The sequence below is a fragment of the Halobacillus sp. BAB-2008 genome, assembly GCF_000328325.1.
In the GTDB taxonomy this organism is placed as follows: domain Bacteria; phylum Bacillota; class Bacilli; order Bacillales; family Halobacillaceae; genus Halobacillus.
In genome coordinates this window covers 97,770-118,964 of sequence record NZ_ANPF01000002.1, presented here as the reverse complement: position 1 = coordinate 118,964, position 21,195 = coordinate 97,770, and the positions used below count along the sequence as shown (strand labels likewise).

Here is a 21,195-nt window from a genome sequence, read left to right as displayed (position 1 = left end):
ACGTAATTATTGGAAGAAAAAGTAATAAGGGTCCCTTATTTATTGCTGGAGAACTTAGACTTCAGCAATTGGACAATGGGGGAGTGAATAATATAGTCCGCCAACGTGCTGATGATAAGCCCGTGCAGGATGACGCCGAATATGGTCAGGGTCACGATGATGACTTGACCGGCTGCCGTCTCCGGTTCAAATCCTGATCGTCCGAAGAATGTAAGGGACAAAATGGCACTTACCCAGGCATCGGAGTAGGAATCCAACTCATTTTCAATCAGCGTCAGAGGGATGATCAGAAGGAAGATTAAGAGAAACGTAATACTGGTGACCGTCCACAGGTGCTGTCTTTTTAAAAAGCGGATGAAAGGCATCGTGTAGTATTTGGTGATTGATTTCAAACGCAGCAGGTGGAGGATGCGGGCGAACCGGGCAAATTGAAAGATCGCATCCAGCGGAATGGCGGCGATAACGATGAAGGGATTCTTTTTAATGAATTCCCACTTGCTGTCGCTCCGGTGCAGACGGTATAAGAAATCGACAAAGAAGATCGTCCAAGTCGTCCAGATAATGATGCTGTTATATCCGGTTTTCTGCCAAATGGTCGAAACAGATAAGGCGGCGAGAGCAATCATAATAAGTTCATAGAATGTTTTTCCTGGTTTTCGTTTTAAGCGCATGTCTGCTCCTCCGCACCTCCTTATCCCGGTTTTCTTAATTATAACATTTGTCCTATATGTTGTAGGTAATCAGCCCCTGAAGGAGTGATTTGTGTGCCTCCCCGTCCTTGTTTGGAAACAATCCATCCTTCTGCTTTCATGTGTTCCAAAAAACGACGGATCTGCTGGTCTGATAAAGGGACGCCCCGTTTGTCCATATGTTCTCGGACCTTTTTTCTGCTCGCACGCTCATAGTTTTCTTTGCAAAGGAAAAGGTACGTGAGTATTTCCTTCGTAACTTCTTTGTCTGCAAGGCTTTGCTCAGCCTTCTCGTTCTGAGCAGGTTTCTGAAAAAAGTCCGAAGCCGGTAAGTCTTTCCTTGTAATCATTTCTCCGTCTGACACAGTAGTGAGGTAATCGATTGTGTTTTTTAATTCACGCACATTCCCGAACCATTGGTGCCTTGCGAGTTCTTCTGAGGTTTCCTTGCTTAATGTCATGCTCTTATTGCTGCTTTCGGTAAGGAATCGGTCTGCTAGTATTGGAATATCTGCTTTTCTTTCCCTTAAGGGAGGAATAGGCAGAAATAAGACTTTTAATCTGTGATACAGGTCTTCTCTAAATTCTCCCTTTTCCATTAATAGCGATAGATTTTTATTTGTTGCCGCTATGATGCGTACATCGACAGGAATGTTCTTGGTCCCGCCGATCTTCCTGATTTCTTTTTCCTGGATGACCCGGAGTAAGCGGGCTTGCAGCTTCGGACTGATATCCCCGACTTCATCAAGGAATAAGGTTCCTCCATCCGCTTGTTCGAACAGCCCTTTCTTTCCTCCTTTTTTTGCCCCGGTAAAAGCACCGTCTTCATAGCCGAATAATTCACTTTCCAATAAATCTTCAGGGAGGGCACTGAAGTTGACAGCGAGGAATGGGGACGACGCGCGGTCGGATTCTTGGTGAATCGCATGGGCGAACAATTCCTTCCCTGTTCCGCTTTCCCCTTGTATAAGTACAGGGAAGGATGCCTTGGCCAGCTTCCTGGCTATATGTTTCACTTCCCGGATTGCTTCGCTCGTACCCAGGATATCGTCAAAACTGTATTTGGCAATATACCCTGTCTTTAATAACTCTTTTCTTGCGGCCTTTTCCATCAATATCGTTTCATCCGCATTCTTGAAGATGAAGAGTGTGTTATCGTGCTGATCCCATTCTATTCGATAGACCATTAAATTAAAGCCGTTCCATGTAAGGTAAACACTCTCTTCTTTCGATGCGGTCATAAATGGAATGATAGACGAGTTCTTCCATATTTTGTTGATATGTTTTCCTTTCGCGAAAGTGGAGGAAATTCCGCTGTATTTTTCCATCAGAGGATTGAAAATAGTAATTATGTTCTGTGCATCCACGGCCATGACCCCGTCATTTACACCATCCACCACTTGTTGGAGGTGTTGGTTTAAGCGGGCAGCTTGTTTGTTGATACTCGTCAACTTCCTGCTGAGGTCAATAATCTTTCCTGTGTACCGTTTGGATATGGTCCCGCCTAGTGGTTGTTTCAGGTGGAAGTGATCCAGGATATCGATGAGAGTGGTAATATCAATAAGTCTTACACCTATGTCAATCACCTGCTCCAGGCTGGCAGGAGCAAAGGCTCTCTCTCCCGGCGTAATTCCGATCCGGATGTCTTCGGGAGCGTTATTCCCTGTCGTGTGAGGTGTGTAATGGAGATGGTTGATCCCTGATTCCATGAGTGTATCAATCGTTTCCTGAGCCATTTCTTCTGTGTCATTAATACAAAGTACCTTTGTACCTGCCTCAAGGTCCAACAGTTTCTCAATATATTGATAGTTAATGGTTCTTAAAGCTGTCATGGTTTTGCAGCCATCAAAGGTATGAATAGTAGCTTCCTGCTCGACAAGACGGGAGGAAAAGATGATTAAAGGGTCCGTAGTGGAGGCGGGAACATAGTCATCAATGGCGAAGCAGGTAATATCAATATATTTGCCAATAAGGTCTTGTAGTTGAGTTTGAAGTGCCTCGCAAGTTTGTATCGTTCCGGTAATAAGGGTTAATCGATTGATCATTGGCAGCTCCTTATGTCTTTTTAGTTTTAATTATATCACCCAATTAGACCCTATAAAGTCTGTTAACGGTATAAAAACAGTGAATATTCCGAAAAAGATAATGGCACATTTCTTGCATGATGGAAAGTAAGTAGAAAAGGAGGAGTTTTATATGGGTTTGAAAAGAAAAAGAAAGTTGGAAATGCCGCATACTTATGTCATTATCTTCTTCGTCGTATTGGTTGCAGCAATTCTGACCCATCTTATTCCGTCAGGAGTATTTGATACCAAAGAGGTATCCTATGATAACTCGGGAACAGAGGAAACAAGGACGGTCCTTGTACCGGAGAGTTTTTCTGTTTCCGAGGGCGACGGGGGAGGCACGGGACTGTTTGAAGCAGGTGGTGGAGCTGGTTTTCTCAATTATATGTTCGAGGGGCTGACGTCCGGGGATAAATGGGGATCGGCTGTCGGGGTTGTAGCTTTTATTCTAATCATTGGTGGGGCTTTTGGAATCATTCTGAAAACCCGTGCTGTTGAGGAGGGTATTCTTTCTGTCATTGATAAGACAAAAGGCAGGGAAGTTTTGATCATCCCGGTCATGTTCTTTCTATTTTCTTTAGGGGGAGCGGTATTTGGGATGGGAGAAGAAGCCATAGCATTCGCAATGATTCTTGTACCGCTTGTCATTGCGCTTGGGTATGATGCGATAACAGGGATCATGATTACTTATGTCGCTACTCAAATCGGCTTCGGAACATCCTGGATGAATCCATTCGGGGTAGCGATCGCGCAAGGGGTTTCGGATGTCCCGGTTCTTTCCGGCACACCTTTCCGGTTTGTCATGTGGTTTGTGTTTACGTCTGTCGGGACTTATTATACTTGGAAATACGCCAGCCGAATTAAAAAGAACCCGCGTTTATCTTTTTCTTACCAATCGGATCAATATTTCCGTGATGATTTTAATCCGGAAGATTGGAAGGCGCGCTTTCAGTTAGGACACCTGTTGGTTATTGGGACAGTCATCCTCGGAGTTGTATGGATTGTCTGGGGAGTTATTGAACATGCGTACTATATTCCTGAAATCGCAAGCCAATTTTTCACAATCGGACTGATTGCCGGAATCATCGGAGTGCTTTTTCGATTAAATGATATGCGGGTTAACGATATTGCGGAAGGATTTGCCCAAGGGGCGAAAGACCTGCTGCCTGCAGCTCTGGTAGTGGGAATGGCGAAGGGAATTATCATTATACTCGGGGGAGATGATCCGAGTAGTCCATCTGTGTTGAATACCATATTACATCAAACAGGACAGCTTTTCGAGGGAACGCCGGAAGCATTGTCCGCCTGGCTCATGTTCCTTTTTCAGTCTGTTTTTAACTTCTTTGTCGTTTCAGGTTCAGGGCAGGCCGCTTTGACGATGCCGTTGATGGCGCCTTTGGCGGATGTTGCCGGTGTGACCCGACAAGTAGCTGTACTGGCGTTTCAATTAGGGGATGGTTTGACAAACATCATTGTCCCGACGTCTGCTGCGTTGATGGGTACCCTTGGAGCAGCGCGTCTCGATTGGGCCAAGTGGTTTCGATTTATCATTAAATTCCAGCTGGTTTTGTTTGGGCTGGCATCTGCCTTTGTGGTTATCGCAGTATTGATCAATTTCAACTAAAAGCGCCGGGGAGGAACGTATATGATTACACTTATTAAGAACGCGGAGATTTATACGCCTGATTATGCAGGGAAGAAGGACGTGCTGATTGCAGGAAGTAAAATAGCGGATATTCGGGATGAGATTATGATAAGCGGACAAGATGTCCAGGTGATAAACGCGGAAGGAATGGTTATGACACCGGGATTTGTAGATGGGCATGTCCATATAACAGGTGGTGGAGGAGAAGGAAGCTTCCGATCGCGGACGCCGGAGCTGACATTGACTCAGGCGACAATGAGCGGCGTCACTACTGTTGTCGGTGTGATCGGGACGGATGGTACGACGAGAACGATGACAAATTTGCTGGCTAAAGCGATGTCGCTTCGTGAGGAAGGGCTGACTTGCTATTGTCATACAGGTTCTTATCAGGTTCCAGTAAGAACGCTTACTGGAAAAATGGAAGACGATATCATGCTGATAGACTTAATTATCGGAGCAGGTGAAATTGCAATATCCGATCATAGATCTTCCCAACCCACGGTTAAGGAATTGACAAGAATTGCCTCGCAGGCCAGGATCGGCGGCATGCTTTCGGGTAAAAAAGGCGTGGTCAATATTCATGTGGGTGATGGGGTAAGAGGATTATCTTTAATTGAACAAGTCGTTGAAACGTCGGATATCCCGATCACTCAATTTTATCCAACGCATATAAACAGAAATCAGGCCTTGTTCGAGGCGGGGATTCTCTATGCGAAGAAGGGGGGATATGTTGACTTCACTACCAGTACAATCCCTGAATTTCTTGAAGAAGGTGAGGTGAAAAGCAGCGAAGCGCTGGCCAGAATGTTGGATTGTGGTGTTCCAGTGGAGCAGATAACATTTACTTCCGATGCGCAGGGGAGTCTTCCGGATTTTGATAAGCAGGGAAATCTGACCGGATTAAAAGTAGGCGAAATTCGTTCTTTACTAGAAGCCTTCCATGAGGCGGTCTTTGTACACGGTGTTTCTATGGAAGATGGACTTAAAGTGGTGACGTCGAACCCAAGTGACATTCTGGGATTATCGAATAAGGGAAGGTTGGTTCCCGGTAAAGATGCAGACCTTATACTTATGGAAAAGGAGACACTGAACATCTCCCGGGTCATCGCTCTTGGCAGGGAAATGGTGCACGAAGGCAATGCGTTGGTAAAAGGAACGTTTGAGTAAGATTTCCTGCGAGGGTTTTAAGTGTCTCTATCAGGCTGTCTGTGGTATTCTCATAGTAATTACTAGGAGAAAGGGTTGTCTTTGTGAGGATCCTGTCAAGATTAATCGGCTACCTGTTTTGGATAGGAATCCTGGCTGCATTATTGTTCTACTTAGTACCGCAGGTCCAGAGGGATATGCCGCCGGGAGTTTTTTATAAAGAAGAAGATACCGTACCGACGGATCTTCATCCTGTAGTGGAGCAGAAGAAAGAAGAATTGATGGACGCCGTTCGTGCCAAGGGTATTGATGTCGTCATTACGGAAGGTCATCGTACCATGGAACGACAAGACGCGCTCTATGCCCAGGGGCGTTCCGAAGGTGGGAGCATCGTCACATCCGCCAAAGGTGGGGAGTCTTATCATAATTATGGCCTTGCCATTGATTTCGCCCTTCGAACAGCGGAAGGGGACGTCGTGTGGGACAGGGTCAGAGACGATAATGGGAACGGTGAACCTGACTGGATGGAAGTGGTCGAAGAAGCGAAGTCCCTCGGTTTTGAATGGGGAGGGGATTGGTCAAACTTTAAAGATTACCCTCATCTGCAGATGGATTTCGGATTAACGATACGGGATTTGAAGAACGGCAAGCGCCCGGTCGTCGATGATTTTGCGGATGATTAACTGGGAATAAGGAGGCTTCCTCCGCCTCATACAAAAGAAAATCCGAACGTCCCTGCTTATTTGTTAACAGGGGAGCGTTCGGATTTCTTTTGTATGATCTATGCTTGATAAGCTTCATACGGCTTAATGACAGCACGGATTGTCTCGATATACGGCATGGAAAGGCCGGCTTCTTTCCCTAGCCTCAAGGCTCCGCCGTGGAGGTGCTCTACTTCCAGAGGGAGTCCTTTACGACGATCCTGGTGCATGGAAGAGGTCATCTCACCATCCAGCTTACGAAGGCGTTGAAAGGCGTCTTCCACTTGATCATCTGTCAAATCAGCGTGATGTGCGTTAGCGAGTTCCTTCATCTCCTCAAGCATATGCTTCGCTGTCTGGAGCGTTTGTGGAAAGCTTCTCACTACCCCGATCGGCTGATTTACTGCCGTCGTAATACCGGAGAAGGCTGTGATGAACATATATTTCTTCCACATATCTTTAAGAATGTGCGGACTCAATGTGCCGTTCAGGTTGGCCTGATTGCAGGCGATAGCAAGCTCTTCGCATATACTTTGTTGAGAAGGATGGAGAGGACCGAAATAAAGGTCGTGGAATTTACTGGTATGTACAACATGACCCATTTCATCCAATGTTGCAATAATATAGGCGTGACCGCCGATGACGGCCTCTTCTCCAAGCTCTTTTTGCAGAATGTGAATGTGCTCCATGCCGTTCAGGACCGGGTAAACTTTCGCTCCTTTTTCTACCAGCAGTTTCAGCCATTCCAGTGTGCCGCTTAAATGGTATCCTTTCACGGCTAGAAAAACGACATCAGGGTGTTCGATTTCTTCAGGGTGACGCGCGATTTGTGGGTTCGTTACTTCGTAATCTCCCATCGTGCTGTGCAGCTTCAAGCCGTTCTTCTCTATTTGATCCGCGCGTCCATCTCTGACTAAATTTACGACTTCGTGGCCGGCCTCTTCCCACCTTGCTCCGAAGTAAGCGCCAAGCGCTCCTGCTCCAAGTACAACGATTTTCATGTTTCTTCCCCCGATCGAATTTATTTCATCTGTGTTGTCGGTTCTGTGGTGAAGCTGGAAGTGACGACCCTGTTCATTTCAACAATGTCTTTAATGTGACCGTTCAAGTAATGAATGATGTCATTAAAACCGATAGACTTCATGACTTCATGGTAGCTTTCTTCACTCTCAAATATGCTCTGGCCGAGGAGAAGCTCTTCATCCTCTTCCAGTTCAATTAAATTGAGGATGCCCATGGAACCCTGCCGCCCTGTCAGTTCTTTTGAGAAATAGATCGTATGCTCAAGCGAACCGTGGGATTGCAGCATTTCTCCGGATTTCTTGGCCGTCTTCAGGAAATCATCCAGTTTCTCTTTCTTCACACGGAAAATGCATAACACCGTGTACATAAAAACGTCCCCCTTGAATATAGGAATGGGCTTTTTATTCTGCTGCTTTTTTATCCAATGCTGTAGATCGGCCTGCGTCAATGAGAAGGATGACAGCAGTGATAGTGTGCAGGATCCATCCAATTACTGGAATCCATCCAAGTACGTTCGTTACGAGACCAAATACGCTTCCTACATAAGCACGGTTATCTTTAACGGCAATTACTAGTGTGATTAAATGCAGAATAAACATGGTCATAAGCGGAGCCCAGCCGCTGCTGACAATGAATAGACCACCGGCGATGGGAATAGCTAAAAGTGCTTCACATACTCCGGTCACCCATTTCAATATAGTGGATAGTTTCATTTCCGAGTCTCCTTGTTTAGGTAGTGTACATGGCGAGTTTTCACCCGATAACGGAGTTTTAAACATCTTAAGTGTTGGAGAATCGACCCTATTCTTATCCTATTCGACATAGATGGACGAAATCCTTTCTTCGGTAAAGAACAAACCCCGCCTTATAAGGGCGGGGTATTCAGTGTTTTATTTAGATGCTTTTTGCAGTTTTTGTATCATTTTGATAGATCGTCCGGTACCAATCGCAACGGATTCCAGCGGACTTGGTGCCATATGCACAGGAACAGAAATTTCATTGGAAAGCCATTCCTGCATGCCGTTAAGCAAAGAGCCGCCGCCGGTAAGAATTACGCCATGGTCGACGATATCCCCACTCAATTCAGGCGGGCATTCTTCAAGCGTCGCCCGAATGGTTTCAAGCAGCTGTTCCAGGGACTCTTTCAATGCTCCTTGAATTTCCGTGGATTTAAGTTCGATTGTTTTAGGGAGGCCTGTGACCATATCTCGGCCGCGCACTTCCATCACTTCTTCTTCATGATCAATCAGTGCATAGCCGATCTCCATCTTCACCTGTTCAGCTGTGCGTTCACCGATTAAGACGTTATAAGCTTTGCGTACATACTGGATGATCTCCTCATCCATTACGTCTCCACCGGTACGGATGGACTTGCAGGAAACGACACCACCGAATGATATGATGGCTACTTCACTGGTTCCACCCCCGACATCGACGACAACGTTGGCGATCGGTTCATCTACAGGAAGGTCGGCTCCGATTGCAGCAGCAATCGGTTCTTCGATTAAATGGACGTGTTTAGCTCCATAACTTTTTACTGCGTTATGTATAGCACGTCTTTCTACAGATGTAGAGCCGGAAGGTGTACAAATCACGACCGTTGGTTTTCTCATGGAAATACCGGATTTCTTGGAAACTTTTTTCAATAGTTCTTTCAACATTTGGGCTGTCATATCGTAGTCGGCGATCACTCCGTCGCGTAATGGACGGACAGGGATGATATTTCTTGGGGTCTTTCCTACCATTTCTTTGGCTTCTTTCCCCACAGCTACCACATTCTTTGTTTCTGTATTGTAAGCTACGACGGAAGGTTCATTCAGCAGGATTCCTTTTGACTTAGAGTAGATCAGTATATTCGCAGTACCGAGGTCGATACCGATTTCAGCATTTGATAACATTTAGGCGTACCTCCAAAGATGACATATTTCTTAATTATATACTTTCTTTCATCATAGTTTTTTTATGGGGGTGGAACAAGAGGAAATTCGTGGTTAGGTCTATGGTGGTAGCGATGCTTGCAAGAGATGTATAATAGAGACAACGATAGATGGAGGAGTTTTTCCTTATGAGTTTTCTAAAACATGAAGAAATTATCAAAAAATGTGAGAAGATCAACCAGTCCTATGAAGTGGACCCGGCATTTTTCGATGACATTATAGATCATCTGCTGGATAGTGAGCAGGATACGGAAACAGTCATATTGGACGGTTTCCAGCGTTTATTGAAAGAAGTGGATGCAGAAATAGAACGTATGGAGGAATTCGCAGGTATGAAGCCGAATTGTTTCATGGGATGTGCATTCTGCTGTTATTTTCCAATAGTCGTTTCGAAGATGGAAGCGAGGATGATGTTCCGTTCTATTGAGCAATTCTCTGAGGACAGGAAGCAGGCTATCTTCCAACATTGGGATCGGTACTATGTCCGGCAGGAAGAGAAGTTGAACAAAGCTATGAAGATGGATCATGAAGCGCCGGAAACGAAGTTAGCCTACAAACAACTGGATCTTCCTTGTCCCATGCTGGATCCGGAAACGAAGTTATGTATGGCATACGAAGTCCGACCGATTCCCTGCCGTACCTACTTAAACTACAGTGATCCGCAAGTCTGTGCGAAGAACGATATGCCGAAGGAACCTTTCAGCTATGAGTTTCTTTACACGTATTACTTCGGGGCAGTGAATGAATTGATTCAGGCGTTGTATGAGAACGGGGAGGATGTCTTCGTAGATTATCCGATGGATGCCTGGCAGTACGATTATCTCCCTGCCTGGGTCCAACAATACAGAGAGGGGACATGGAGTGAATTATAAACTGTTATCCTTGAATGTCGGCCGTCCGGAAGTATATGCCACAGATAAGGGCGACCTTGAGAGTGCCTATCGGAAGAAACCTGTGAGTGACCGGGTTCCTTTGTCCTTCACCAACCTGGCAGGAGACGAACAGGCGGATAAAAAGAACCACGGCGGCCGTGATAAGGCGCTCTGCTTATACCCTGCCCAGCACTACAGGCATTGGGAAAGTCACTACGGGCATACGTTTTCCTTTCCTTCTTTCGGAGAAAACCTGACCGTGGAGGGAATTCAGGAAGCCGAGGCTCGAATCGGCGATATATACCAATTGGGTAGTGCGGTGGTTCAAGTGTCTGAACCAAGAAAACCCTGCTATATCATCGCACGTACCCATGGTATCGATGATTTTCCTGCGCGCGTCATCGACAGCGGGTTTACCGGATTCTATCTTCGTGTCCTGAAAGAGGGGGAGATTGCTGCGGGGGATATGTTGGCATTGATCGAAGCTCATCCGGAAGGTGTAACGGTTTCGGACGTCAATGACGTCAGGTACGGGCATAACGAAAGCCCTGCCTTGCTTGAACGTATAATTCGTTTAGAACCGTTAGCGGAAGGATTAAAACAAAACCTCCGGAAGAAGCTTTTATAGGGAACTGCTGTCCGTATTTCGCTGAGAGGGTGGGGAAAGATGGATTATTATCACATCGTCGAAGAGAAGATTAAGCAGGCTTTAAAAAACGGGGAGTTCGACGATTTGCCCGGAAAAGGTAAACCTCTCCCGAAAGACGAGTTTGCCCACCTTCCGGAAGAATTGCGTAACGGGTATCGTATTTTAAAGAATGCCCATATGCTTCCTGAAGAAATGATGCTGAAAAAAGAGATGGTCGACCTTGAGGAATTACTGTCGGCAATCAACGATCCATCCCTTATTTCCCACTACACAAAGGAATGGAAAGAGAAGAAGCTGCGCTTCGATATGATGATGGAGAAGAGAGACACCGGGAATACCGGAGTTTTCCGAAGGTATCAAAACAAAATACACCGCAAGTTCGGTTTTTAGCAAGGAGACGCAGGTATCTGTGTCTCCTCTTTGTATAAAGGGAAGGGTGCTACATATATAATAGAAGAAAAAGGGGGCTTTTCCTATGTGTGGAAGATACACGCTGCTGGCTGACGAGTCGGAGATCCGGAAAGAATTCGGAATTACTCGTCCGATTCCCGACTATCAGATAAGGTATAATATAGCACCCGGCCAGAAGGTGCTTGCGGTTATTCATGACGGTTCTGAAAAGCGGGCCGGATATATGAAATGGGGGCTCGTGCCTTCTTGGGCGAAGGATGAGAGAATCGGCTACAAGATGATCAATGCAAGGAGCGAAACAGCTCATGAGAAACCGAGTTTCCAGAAGCTGATCCAAGAGCGAAGGTGTCTCCTCCTTGCAGACAGCTTCTATGAGTGGAAACAGACGGAAGATGGGAAGCAGCCTATGCGCATTTCGAGGAAAGATGGACGCGTGTTTGCTTTTGCCGGTCTTTGGGATAAATGGGGAAAGGGGGATGGCGATCTTTTCACCTGTTCCATTTTGACGAAAGAAGCGGACGCTTTCATGAATCCAATTCATCATCGTATGCCTGTCATTCTTTCCAGAGAGACCAGCCAGAACTGGTTAGACCCTCATCGCTGGACGAAGGAACAGGCTCAGGCATTCATACAAAAGGTGGAAAGTGCAGATATGGAAGCCTACCCCGTCAGTGATTATGTGAATAAGGCAGGGAATGAAGGAGAAGCATGCATACAGCCGCTGGCATAAGCAAACCCTCCCGCATTTGCGGGAGGGTTCTAATTATCCTGCCTGTTTCGCTTCTTTTTCCTGCTGTCGTTCTTTCTTAGCAACTTTCAGGAATTTGTTCGTTTCTGAAACGACGACCCCGGAAAGAAGGAGAAGGCCGATTAAGTTAGGGAAAGCCATTAGACCGTTCATAATATCTGCAAAAATCCACACCGTGTCGAGCTGGGAGACTGCACCGACTAAAACAAACAGGACGAAGACGGATTTGTAGATACCTATTCCCCGCTGCCCTGTAATGTAGCCGAAGCACTTCTCCCCGTAGTAGGACCAACCGACGATGGTGGAGAAAGCGAAGAATACAAGGCCGATAGCGACAATGTAGGAGCCGACATCACCAAGGAAGATAGCGAAGGATGCAGAGGTCAGGTCTGCTCCATCTAATCCTCCTGTGTACTGATCAGCCATGACGATCGTCAAACCCGTCATGGTACATACAATGATGGTATCGATGAAAACTTGAGTCATAGAGACCAATGCCTGCCGTCCGGCATAATCGGTTCTGGCTGCAGCGGCAGCGATTGGTGCAGATCCAAGTCCTGCTTCGTTCGAGAACACACCACGCGCTACACCATAGCGGATGACGGTTCCCAGAATTCCTCCGCCGACGGCGCTGGCAGTGAAAGCGTCTGTCAGGATCGTTTCGAAAGCCGGGATGATCAAATTGTAATTGAGTACGAGTATGATCAATGCACCAATAACATAAAACAAAGCCATTACTGGAACGAAAAATGCGGTGACCTTACCGATGCTCTTAATTCCACCTAGAAGCACTAGTCCTGCCAAAAGAGTTAATATGATTCCCGTTACCCATGTCGGTACATTAAAGGTTCCCTGCATAACGTCTGATACGGAGTTGGACTGTACCATGTTTCCGATACCGAAAGCTGCAATCGCACCGAATACAGCAAAGAGCATGCCCAGTGGTTGTCCAAGCCACTTCATTTTCAGACCGCGGGAGAGATAATACATCGGTCCTCCTGACATTTCTCCGTTCTTTCCTTCAACGCGGTACTTAACGGCAAGGACAGCTTCGGCGTATTTCGTAGCCATTCCGAACACGGCTGTGATCCACATCCAGAATACGGCTCCGGGTCCTCCGAGTACGACAGCTGTCGCCACTCCTGCGATGTTACCTGTTCCGATCGTAGCAGCCAGAGCTGTAGTCAATGCCTGGTAATGAGAAATGTCCCCTTTCTCATTCTTCCTCTTCTTCTGTCCCGGTTTGAAGGCTAGCTTCAATGCATAAGGCAGGGACTTAAATTGCAGGAAACCGAGACGCAGGGTCAAATAAATGCCTGTACCTACCAACAGAATCAACAGGACAGGTCCCCATACGACTCCGCTGATATTGCTCAGAAAATCGTTCAAAATGGTCATCCCCCTTTTATATTTGTCTAAATGGACCATATTAAAATATTCCGAAAATTTAAACAGAATGTCAAGGACAATTCCGCGCGTTCCTGCAAAAATGTGGTTCGTTTCGACAGGATATGGGAAGATATTGAGAGGGGAATCCATGGTTTAGCAGGATTTCCGTCACCTTTCATAGAATGAAAAGAATGGGAAATACTACTATACGGAGGAACGGAAAATGATACATGTATTATTCGTTTGTTTAGGGAACATCTGTCGTTCACCGATGGCTGAAGCCGTCTTCAGGGATTTGGTCAAGAGAGAAAAACTGGAGGGGAAGATCACAGTCGATTCTGCCGGAATTGGTCATTGGCATGTCGGCTCGTCCCCTCATGAGGGAACAAGACAAATTTTGAGCAGTAAAAATATTTCTTATGACGGCATACAGGCGCGTCAAGTGAAAGAAGCGGACTGGGACGATTTCGATTATATAATCGCAATGGACGATAAGAATATGAAAGATTTAAACGCGATTCGAGTGAAAAACGACGTGACAATCAGGAAGTTGATGGATTATGTACCGGATGCAAAGGAAGAAGAGGTGCCGGATCCATACTTCACAGGTAATTTTGAATACGTTTATGAACTCGTGTACGATGGGTGCCTGCGTCTCCTGCAAGACATTAAGCAGAAAAATAACCTGTAAGGAGGAAATAGGATGAGTCGAAGTAATTTGTGGAAAGGCCTGGTGTACGGGGCTGTGGCTGGAGGGGTCATTGCTCTTCTGGATAAAGATACGAGGAGTTATACGATGGAGCAGACGCGTGATGCCGGAAGGAAATGTCGTTCTTATGTGAAGCACCCGTCGGAAGCCATCCACAATCTACGTATGTGTTATGAGGGGTTCTCTGCGCAAGTGAACAAAGGGGTGGAAGATCTCCTTGAATTAATTCAGAAAGCGGAGAGTATGCTTAATAAAGTAGGTGAACTCAACCGGGAAGTGAAGGAACAGCTGGAAGCTGTCGATAAACCGGAAGAGGCTTCTTAACTTCAAGAGGTGAGGGATTGTGAAAAGCATCATGAGTTTCATCAAAGAATTGTTTGTCCGTTTCGGCGAGGATGATGTAGGAGGGATGTCGGCACAGCTGGCCTATTTCTTTTTATTATCCTTGTTTCCGTTTATGATTTTCCTGGTGACTTTATTAGGGTATCTTCATATTGATGAAGAGAGGGTTCTTGCGTTTGTCAGCACGTATGCGCCTCCGGACACCTTTCAAATGATCACCGAGAATGTTTCCTCCTTGCTCCGTACCGAAAATGGAAGCCTTTTGTCCATTGGTTTGATCGGTACGCTGTGGGCGGCTTCCAACGGTGTGAATGCTATCATGAGAGCGTTCAACAGGGCTTACGGGGTCGAAGAGAACAGGACGTTCTTCATTTCGAGGGTCCTTGCTATTGTATTGACGATCGCTATGGTATTCGTCATAGCTATTGCGTTCCTGCTTCCGGTGCTTGGGCATATGATCGGAGCTCAGCTGTTCTCTTTCTTTGGATTGTCGGAAGGTTTTCTGACAGTTTGGAATGGTCTTCGATGGGTGATTTCCTCCATCATTTTTTTCCTGGTGCTTTCTTTCCTGTATCTTACAGCGCCCAGTAAGCGGTTGAAGTATAAAGATACAATCGGTGGGACGCTGTTTGCTACATTCGGATGGCAGCTTGTATCGCTATTATTTTCCTTTTATGTAAGTAATTTAGGTAATTTTTCGGCAACATATGGAAGTCTCGGTGGGGTCATCGTACTAATGATATGGTTTTATTTATCCGGTCTTGTGATTATTCTCGGCGGAGAAATTAATGCGATGACTCACAAGCGGAGACACAGCCGCACGGCTGAATAAGCTTGAACATCAGGAGCAAGAAAACCGCTTTCCTCATGAAAGCGGTTTTCTTATGGTCATTTATCATTAGTTTCTTAAAAGTCTGAGGCCGTTCAAGATGACGAGAATGGTGCTTCCCTCGTGACCGATCACTCCAAGTGGAAGGTCAAGAAACTGCAGGAAATTGCTGATAATGAGCAGTGTGATGACCAGAATGGAGAAGATGACATTTTGTTTGATGATCCGATTCATACGTTTAGACAAATGGATGGATTGCGTAATCTTTCTCAAGTCATTTTTCATCAGGACGACGTCTGAGGTTTCCAATGCTACATCCGTTCCTTCTCCCATGGCGATACCTACATCAGCGGCCGCCAGAGCAGGAGCGTCATTAATTCCATCACCGACCATGGCCACATGCGGGAAACGTTTTTTGAGCTCATTGATTTCTTTGAGCTTCTGATCCGGCAGGCACTCCGCAATGTATTGATCTATTCCTGCTTCCTCTGCGATTGCTTTCGCTGTTTTTGAATTGTCCCCAGTGAGCATCAGGGTATATATGCCCTGATCTTTCAGCATTCGTACGGCTTTCTTGGATATTTCGCGTACCGTATCCTTCGCGGCGAAAAGGGCGACGATCTTCTGATTTTTTTTGAGGAAAATGACGGTCTTCCCGTCGGACTCGAAATCTACTTCATGTTGCGATTTGAAGGCTGCTGCTTCCTCTCTTCCTACAAATTCCGCTTTTCCTAATAACCAAGTGTCTCCATCATACGTACCTTCAAGTCCGTATCCACTGTGATTCTGCACGCTTTCAATGGGAACAGTGTTCACCTTGTGCTGTTCTGCATAATTCATGATTGACTCGGCAAGTGGATGATTGGAATGCTCCTCGAGAGAAGCAGCGACAGCTAAGCAGGTTTGTTTATCCTTTTCATTTTCCACAATGAATTCCGTAACGGATGGCTTTCCTTTTGTCAGTGTCCCCGTTTTGTCGAACGCTACTGCCCGAATATGTGCCAGGTGTTCAAGGTGGACACCTCCTTTATAAAGGATGCCGTTCCGTGCACCATGAGTGATGGCGGATAGAGTGGCGGGCATGATGGATGCCACTAAAGCACAAGGGGATGCAACGACAAGAAGAATCATCGCCCGGTAGATTGTCTCCATCCAGGTCCACCCAAAAAGAAAGTGGGGGAGGAAGAGCATCACGCTGACAGCAGCCAGGACGCCTTTGACATAGAGGCTTTCGAAACGTTCGATAAACAGTTGGGATGGTGGCCTTTCGCTCTGAGCATGCTGAACCATATGAAAGATCTTCTGAAAGAGAGTATCGTTCGCTTTTTTCGTTACATGGACGACGATGCTTGCCTCCATGTTCATGGTTCCTGCATATACTTCTCCATCCGTTTGTTTATAAATGGGAGCGGCCTCTCCTGTTATGGCACTTTCGTCAATCGAGGATGCTCCTCGGGTAATGACTCCATCTGCAGGAACACGTTCTCCTGGTTTTACAAGAATACGGTCACCGATGTGCAGTGTGGATACATCGGTCCATTCATAGCCTGTATTAGTGACCAGCAGTGCCTGTGTGGGCTGGAGGCTCATCAAGGAAGACAGCTCTTTCTGGCTTTTGTTCATCGTATAAGTCTCCAGGGCCCCGCTTAAAGAGAAAATAAAGATCAATATGGCTCCTTCCATCCAATAACCGATGGACGCGGAGCCGACGGCTGCCAGAATCATGAGGAGCTCGACATTTAATTCACGTTCTTTCAGCGTTTCTGTTATTCCTTCTTTCGCTTTTGCGTATCCTCCGATTAGAAAAGCCGCCAGATAGATTCCTATGTAAATAGGAGGATCCCAGTGCGACTCCCCGTACCAGGCGAATAGAACAAGCAGACCGCTGAGTATTGCTGCCGCCAGTTCGGAATGGTCTTTCCAATGTTTCCCCCGGTTAGAAGATAGCAGGGAATGCTTTAATGTTCCGGATAGATTCAATGCTTTCACACACCTTTCTTATATCGTTTGTTAGATTATAATTATTATAATTTAGTATATGTTATAATCATAGCATGGTGCTCAAAAAAGTCAATTCCAACATGGAAAGAAAAAATTCCGCCTGGTCAGTTGAAAATACAGGTGTCAAGTTGCTATATTATACAAGTGTGAAAAAAATCAGAAAGGTGGCACAGTCCATGCGTAAACGTGTCTTATTTATACTTATGCTTGTCATGTCATTCCTCCTTGCTGCTTGTGGATCAGAGGAAGAATCCGCAGATAAATGGAGCGAAATCACAGATAAAGGGGAAATTGTTGTAGGAACATCAGGAACGCTTTATCCTGCTTCTTATTATCCGGAAGGTTCTGATGAGCTGACAGGGTATGACGTGGAGGTAATGAAGGAAGTAGCAGACCGCCTCGGTCTGGAAGTGAAGTTCGAGGAATTCGGAGTAGACGGGCTTACGGCAGCCATTGAGAGCGGTCGTGTAGATGCTGTCATTAATGATATGGAAGTGACAAAGGAACGTCAGAAGAAATTTGACTTCAGTGAGCCGTATAAATATTCTTATTCCACTATGATTGTCCGTGAGTCGGATATGTCAGGCATTGAGACGCTTGATGATCTGGAAGGAAAAGTACATGGTGGTGGAGCCACGACAGTATTTGCTCAAATTGCAGAACACTTCGGCGCGGAAACGAAGACATATGGAAATGTTGCAAACGATGTATATCTTCGTGATGTGGAGAACGGTAACACAGACTTCATTATCAATGACTACTATCTGCAGTCTCTTGCACTTGAAGCGCTGCCGGACATCAAAGTCCAGCTGCATCCTGATTTGAAATTCTATCCCACCAATTCTGCCATCGTCCTTCCGAAAGATGCAGGAGATATGAAGGAAGAAGTAGATGCGGTTCTTCAGGAAATGCGGGAAGACGGCACTCTGACGGAGATTTCAGAGGAATTCTTCGGCGGGCAGGATGCTTCCAAGAAACCGGATGAAGATATTCAGGAAATCGAAGGATTGGATATTTAAGCTCTTATGTTCGGAATAGAAATCAATAACATCCAAACAGACAAGTTGTTCGATGTCGATCGTGCACTGGAAAACCTGCCTTTTCTTTTGGAAGGTGTGCCGTATACGCTTCTTCTTGCTGTTGCTGGTATGCTGATCGGACTCGTGTTGGGCTTTTTTCTAGCTCTTGCGAGAGGATCAGAGCGCAGGTGGTTACGCTGGCCGGCCCGGTTCTACATTTCGTTTATGCGCGGGACGCCGATTCTTGTTTATTTGTTCGTGCTTTATTTCGGTCTGCCTATTGCTGGAATCAAGCTTACTGCAACGGCTGCTGCCGTTATTGGTTTCGGTACCAACAGCGCCGCATATATTGCCGAGATTAACCGCGCTTCTTTGAATAGTGTCTCGTCCGGGCAATGGGAGTCGGCGCGTGCCCTCGGTTTTACGTACTGGCAGACCATACGGAGGATCATTACGCCGCAGGCAACGAGGATTGCGATCCCGCCCCTCGGTAATGTGTTTCTTGATTTGTTGAAAGCAACGTCGCTTGCGGCCATGATTTCTGTACCGGAAATATTAAACAAAGCTCAAATAGCTGCCGGCCGTACAGTAGACTCAATGACGATGTATATTACTGCTGCCCTTATTTACTGGCCGCTTACGATGTTGTTTTCGGCTTTGCAGGACTATTTAGAGAAACGTTACAATCGATATTTATAATGATGGGAACCGGAGCAGATCTGCTGCTCCGGTTTTCTTTTGTCCGAGAGGAAGAATGTAAGGTGAGCTGCTTGATTCATAAGCTATCCTCCTTTATGATAGGTATTGGGTTTAAATCGTAATGATTATGAATTGTTGGCGGATACGCCCGCCTGACATAAATCTTTTGAAAGAGTGAAAAAGGATGGAAACTAAACAAAGCATTTTAGAAATGAAGAATGTCTCTTTTAAATATGAAAGGGAATTGGTTGTGAAAGATGTAGATCTTTCCATCGAGCAGGGACAGTTTTTGGGCCTTGTAGGTCCCAATGGTTCAGGCAAGTCGACTCTAATTAAGCTTATGCTCGGTCTCATCAGGCCGGATCGTGGGAAAATTAACTTGTTCGGCCAGCCGATTAAGGACTATAAAGACTGGCAGGAAATTGGTTTTGTCTCCCAGAAAGCGAACAGCTTTAATTCCGGCTTTCCAGCTACAGTATTGGAGGTAGTGAAGACAGGGCTTGTTTCCAGGATAGGTGCCTTTAAGTTCTTCAATAAAAAACATAAAGATAAAGCCATGGAAGCTCTCCGAACGGTAGAGATGGAAGAATTTTCTGACCATAACATCGGTGAGCTGTCGGGAGGCCAGCAGCAGCGGGTGTTCATAGCGAGGGCTTTAGTAAGTGATCCTGCTCTGCTGATATTGGATGAGCCGACCGTCGGTGTGGATGCAAAGCATGTAACGGAGTTTTACAACCTTCTTGGCCGTTTGAATAAAGAGCAGGGGATTACCTTGTTGATGGTTACCCATGATATCGGTACCATTACGGACCATGCAACACACGTCATCTGCATGAACAAGACGGTTCACTTCCACGGGGCTTCCAAAGATTACAAAGAGTTCAGTGAAGAAGATCTCAACCAACTATACGGCCATGCTGTTCAACAATTGAGCCATAACCACGCAGAGGTGAACCATCATGATTGAAAGTTTTTTTCAGTATGAATTTTTACAGAACGCCGCCATTACAGGGCTGCTTATCGGAATCGTCGCACCTTTACTCGGGGTGTTCATTGTCGTTCGTAGACTGTCACTGATTGCTGACGCTCTCTCCCACATTACGTTGACGGGAATCGCCGCCAGCTTGTTGCTGGAGAAAAAGGTGACAGGAATCAACGACTGGAATCCGATTTATATGGGGATGGTCTTCTCCGTTGGGGGGGCCGTGCTGATTGAGCGGCTGCGCAAGGTATATAAGCACTATGAAGAGCTTGCTATACCAATCATCCTGTCCGGGGGAATCGGTCTTGGTGTCATTCTCATTTCCCTCGCAGACGGCTTTAACACGGATCTGTTCAGTTATTTGTTCGGGAGCGTGACAGCGGTAAGCAGAGACAGTATGTGGACCGTACTGGTAATAACGATGATCGTCGTCATGATCGTCATTCTCTTCTACAAAGAGCTGTTCGTCCTGTCCTTCGACGAAGAGCATGCTTCTGTTTCAGGAGTTAATGGAAGGTGGATCCATTTATTATTTATCGTCATGGTCGCGCTCGTCATTGCGTCTTCCATGCAGGTGGTCGGAATTTTACTTGTTTCCGCCTTGATGACGCTCCCGGTAGCGTCAGCGCTTCGGATAGCCAGAAGCTTTAAACAGACGATCGGGTTGTCCATTGCATTCGGGGAAATCTCTGTTATGCTTGGTCTGTTCTCTTCCTATCATCTCAGCGTTCCACCAGGAGGGACGATTGTTGTAATCGCTATTTTAATACTAATTTTATCTATCTTGTATAAGAAAGTCAGGACGCAATTATGGATAAAGGGTGAAGTCGGATGAATATCGAGACAGCACTGCAGAAACTGAAGGAAAAAGGATATAAACGTACGAAACAGCGGGAACGCATCCTCGACATTTTCATCAATCAGGATCAATACATCGCTGCTAAGGATATTTTGAAGGAAATCCAGGAAGATTTCCCTGGGGTAAGCTATGATACGATCTATCGGAACCTGTATATGTTGACGGAAGTGGATATTCTGGAAGCGACCGAGCTGGGCGGAGAGAAGCACTTCCGCCTCGGATGTGACACGCATGGGCATCACCATCATTTCATATGTACCCTCTGCGGTAAGACGAAGTCCATTGAATTCTGTCCGATGGAAAGTATTAATGAAAATCTAAGCGGGTATGACGTAGAGAATCATAAATTTGAGATTTATGGAAAATGTCCGCAGTGCCAATAAGGGATAACAGTCTGTACCACGCTGTACAGGCTGTTGTTTTTTATTCTGAATCAAAAAGTAACGATTACCATTTACAAAAAGTAATCGTTACGATAT

At 45.9% G+C, this 21,195-nt stretch carries 23 protein-coding genes; 15 read left to right on the top strand and 8 right to left on the bottom strand.

Annotation, left to right across the window (positions count from 1 at the left end):
* Positions 1-35 precede the first annotated feature (35 nt).
* On the bottom strand, positions 36-671 hold the full coding sequence (locus D479_RS01445) for a hypothetical protein (protein WP_008632836.1): 636 nt from the start codon (positions 669-671) through the stop codon (positions 36-38).
* A 38-nt stretch (positions 672-709) separates the two neighbouring features.
* Entirely contained in the window at positions 710-2,734 is a 2,025-nt protein-coding gene (locus D479_RS01440; protein ID WP_008632833.1) for a sigma 54-interacting transcriptional regulator, read from the bottom strand.
* A 151-nt stretch (positions 2,735-2,885) separates the two neighbouring features.
* On the opposite strand from D479_RS01440, the gene yfcC reads away from it, so the two are divergent.
* The 3 genes from yfcC to D479_RS01425 all read left to right on the top strand — a co-directional run bounded on the left by yfcC (position 2,886) and on the right by D479_RS01425 (position 6,229).
* Complete coding sequence (gene yfcC, locus D479_RS01435) at positions 2,886-4,379, top strand: putative basic amino acid antiporter YfcC (RefSeq protein ID WP_008632831.1); 1,494 nt, start codon at positions 2,886-2,888, stop codon at positions 4,377-4,379.
* A 21-nt stretch (positions 4,380-4,400) separates the two neighbouring features.
* On the top strand, positions 4,401-5,567 hold the full coding sequence (iadA, locus tag D479_RS01430) for a beta-aspartyl-peptidase (RefSeq protein ID WP_008632828.1): 1,167 nt from the start codon (positions 4,401-4,403) through the stop codon (positions 5,565-5,567).
* 176 nt (positions 5,568-5,743) lie between these two features.
* Positions 5,744-6,229 (top strand): M15 family metallopeptidase, encoded by a 486-nt coding sequence (locus D479_RS01425; RefSeq protein WP_081594756.1) that lies wholly within the window; start codon positions 5,744-5,746, stop codon positions 6,227-6,229.
* Between the two features lie 98 nt (positions 6,230-6,327).
* On the opposite strand, the gene D479_RS01420 is transcribed toward D479_RS01425, so the two are convergent.
* The 4 genes from D479_RS01420 to mreBH all read right to left on the bottom strand — a co-directional run bounded on the left by D479_RS01420 (position 6,328) and on the right by mreBH (position 9,168).
* A complete protein-coding gene (locus D479_RS01420) occupies positions 6,328-7,248 on the bottom strand; it encodes a ketopantoate reductase family protein (RefSeq protein WP_008632823.1) in 921 nt (306 codons plus the stop codon).
* Between the two features lie 20 nt (positions 7,249-7,268).
* Positions 7,269-7,637 (bottom strand): DUF1428 family protein, encoded by a 369-nt coding sequence (locus tag D479_RS01415; protein WP_008632822.1) that lies wholly within the window; start codon positions 7,635-7,637, stop codon positions 7,269-7,271.
* A gap of 34 nt (positions 7,638-7,671) precedes the next feature.
* Positions 7,672-7,983: a hypothetical protein gene (locus tag D479_RS01410; RefSeq protein ID WP_008632820.1), complete on the bottom strand. Its 312-nt coding sequence runs from the start codon at positions 7,981-7,983 to the stop codon at positions 7,672-7,674.
* A gap of 177 nt (positions 7,984-8,160) precedes the next feature.
* Positions 8,161-9,168 carry a rod-share determining protein MreBH gene (gene mreBH / locus D479_RS01405; protein WP_008632819.1) on the bottom strand — a complete coding sequence of 336 codons (1,008 nt, stop codon included), beginning with the start codon at positions 9,166-9,168 and terminating at the stop codon, positions 8,161-8,163.
* Positions 9,169-9,335: 167 nt separating this feature from the next.
* Between mreBH and D479_RS01400 the strand changes: the two genes are divergently transcribed.
* The 4 genes from D479_RS01400 to D479_RS01385 all read left to right on the top strand — a co-directional run bounded on the left by D479_RS01400 (position 9,336) and on the right by D479_RS01385 (position 11,869).
* Positions 9,336-10,079 (top strand): YkgJ family cysteine cluster protein, encoded by a 744-nt coding sequence (locus D479_RS01400; RefSeq protein WP_008632810.1) that lies wholly within the window; start codon positions 9,336-9,338, stop codon positions 10,077-10,079.
* On the top strand, positions 10,069-10,707 hold the full coding sequence (locus D479_RS01395) for an MOSC domain-containing protein (RefSeq protein ID WP_008632809.1): 639 nt from the start codon (positions 10,069-10,071) through the stop codon (positions 10,705-10,707). Before D479_RS01400 ends, D479_RS01395 begins: the two co-directional genes overlap by 11 nt.
* 39 nt (positions 10,708-10,746) lie before the next feature.
* Complete coding sequence (locus tag D479_RS01390) at positions 10,747-11,118, top strand: DUF1992 domain-containing protein (protein WP_008632808.1); 372 nt, start codon at positions 10,747-10,749, stop codon at positions 11,116-11,118.
* Positions 11,119-11,203: 85 nt separating this feature from the next.
* Positions 11,204-11,869 (top strand): SOS response-associated peptidase, encoded by a 666-nt coding sequence (locus D479_RS01385; RefSeq protein ID WP_008632807.1) that lies wholly within the window; start codon positions 11,204-11,206, stop codon positions 11,867-11,869.
* Positions 11,870-11,902: 33 nt separating this feature from the next.
* Here D479_RS01385 and D479_RS01380 read toward each other — a convergent pair whose 3' ends face one another.
* Positions 11,903-13,285 (bottom strand): sodium:alanine symporter family protein, encoded by a 1,383-nt coding sequence (locus D479_RS01380; protein ID WP_035388653.1) that lies wholly within the window; start codon positions 13,283-13,285, stop codon positions 11,903-11,905.
* 214 nt (positions 13,286-13,499) lie between these two features.
* Between D479_RS01380 and D479_RS01375 the strand changes: the two genes are divergently transcribed.
* From D479_RS01375 to D479_RS01365, 3 genes are read left to right on the top strand one after another with little or no spacing between them, the layout of a single operon-like run.
* Positions 13,500-13,967, top strand: coding sequence for a low molecular weight protein-tyrosine-phosphatase (locus tag D479_RS01375; RefSeq protein WP_008632805.1), 468 nt, complete (start codon positions 13,500-13,502; stop codon positions 13,965-13,967).
* 12 nt (positions 13,968-13,979) lie between these two features.
* Complete coding sequence (locus D479_RS01370) at positions 13,980-14,309, top strand: YtxH domain-containing protein (RefSeq protein WP_008632804.1); 330 nt, start codon at positions 13,980-13,982, stop codon at positions 14,307-14,309.
* 19 nt (positions 14,310-14,328) lie between these two features.
* Positions 14,329-15,159, top strand: coding sequence for a YihY/virulence factor BrkB family protein (locus D479_RS01365; RefSeq protein WP_008632803.1), 831 nt, complete (start codon positions 14,329-14,331; stop codon positions 15,157-15,159).
* Between the two features lie 66 nt (positions 15,160-15,225).
* Here the strand turns inward: D479_RS01365 and D479_RS01360 are convergent, their stop codons facing one another.
* A complete protein-coding gene (locus D479_RS01360; RefSeq protein WP_008632802.1) occupies positions 15,226-17,136 on the bottom strand; it encodes a heavy metal translocating P-type ATPase in 1,911 nt (636 codons plus the stop codon).
* A 197-nt stretch (positions 17,137-17,333) separates the two neighbouring features.
* On the opposite strand from D479_RS01360, the gene D479_RS01355 reads away from it, so the two are divergent.
* The 5 genes from D479_RS01355 to D479_RS01335 all read left to right on the top strand — a co-directional run bounded on the left by D479_RS01355 (position 17,334) and on the right by D479_RS01335 (position 21,099).
* Positions 17,334-18,176 (top strand): transporter substrate-binding domain-containing protein, encoded by an 843-nt coding sequence (locus tag D479_RS01355; protein ID WP_008632801.1) that lies wholly within the window; start codon positions 17,334-17,336, stop codon positions 18,174-18,176.
* 6 nt (positions 18,177-18,182) lie between these two features.
* Positions 18,183-18,875, top strand: a complete 693-nt coding sequence (locus D479_RS01350) for an amino acid ABC transporter permease (protein WP_008632800.1) — start codon at positions 18,183-18,185, stop codon at positions 18,873-18,875.
* A gap of 184 nt (positions 18,876-19,059) precedes the next feature.
* A complete protein-coding gene (locus D479_RS01345; RefSeq protein ID WP_008632798.1) occupies positions 19,060-19,842 on the top strand; it encodes a metal ABC transporter ATP-binding protein in 783 nt (260 codons plus the stop codon).
* A complete protein-coding gene (locus D479_RS01340; RefSeq protein WP_008632796.1) occupies positions 19,835-20,692 on the top strand; it encodes a metal ABC transporter permease in 858 nt (285 codons plus the stop codon). Before D479_RS01345 ends, D479_RS01340 begins: the two co-directional genes overlap by 8 nt.
* On the top strand, positions 20,689-21,099 hold the full coding sequence (locus tag D479_RS01335; protein ID WP_008632794.1) for a Fur family transcriptional regulator: 411 nt from the start codon (positions 20,689-20,691) through the stop codon (positions 21,097-21,099). The genes D479_RS01340 and D479_RS01335 overlap by 4 nt, the downstream gene beginning before the upstream one ends.
* Positions 21,100-21,195 lie beyond the last annotated feature (96 nt).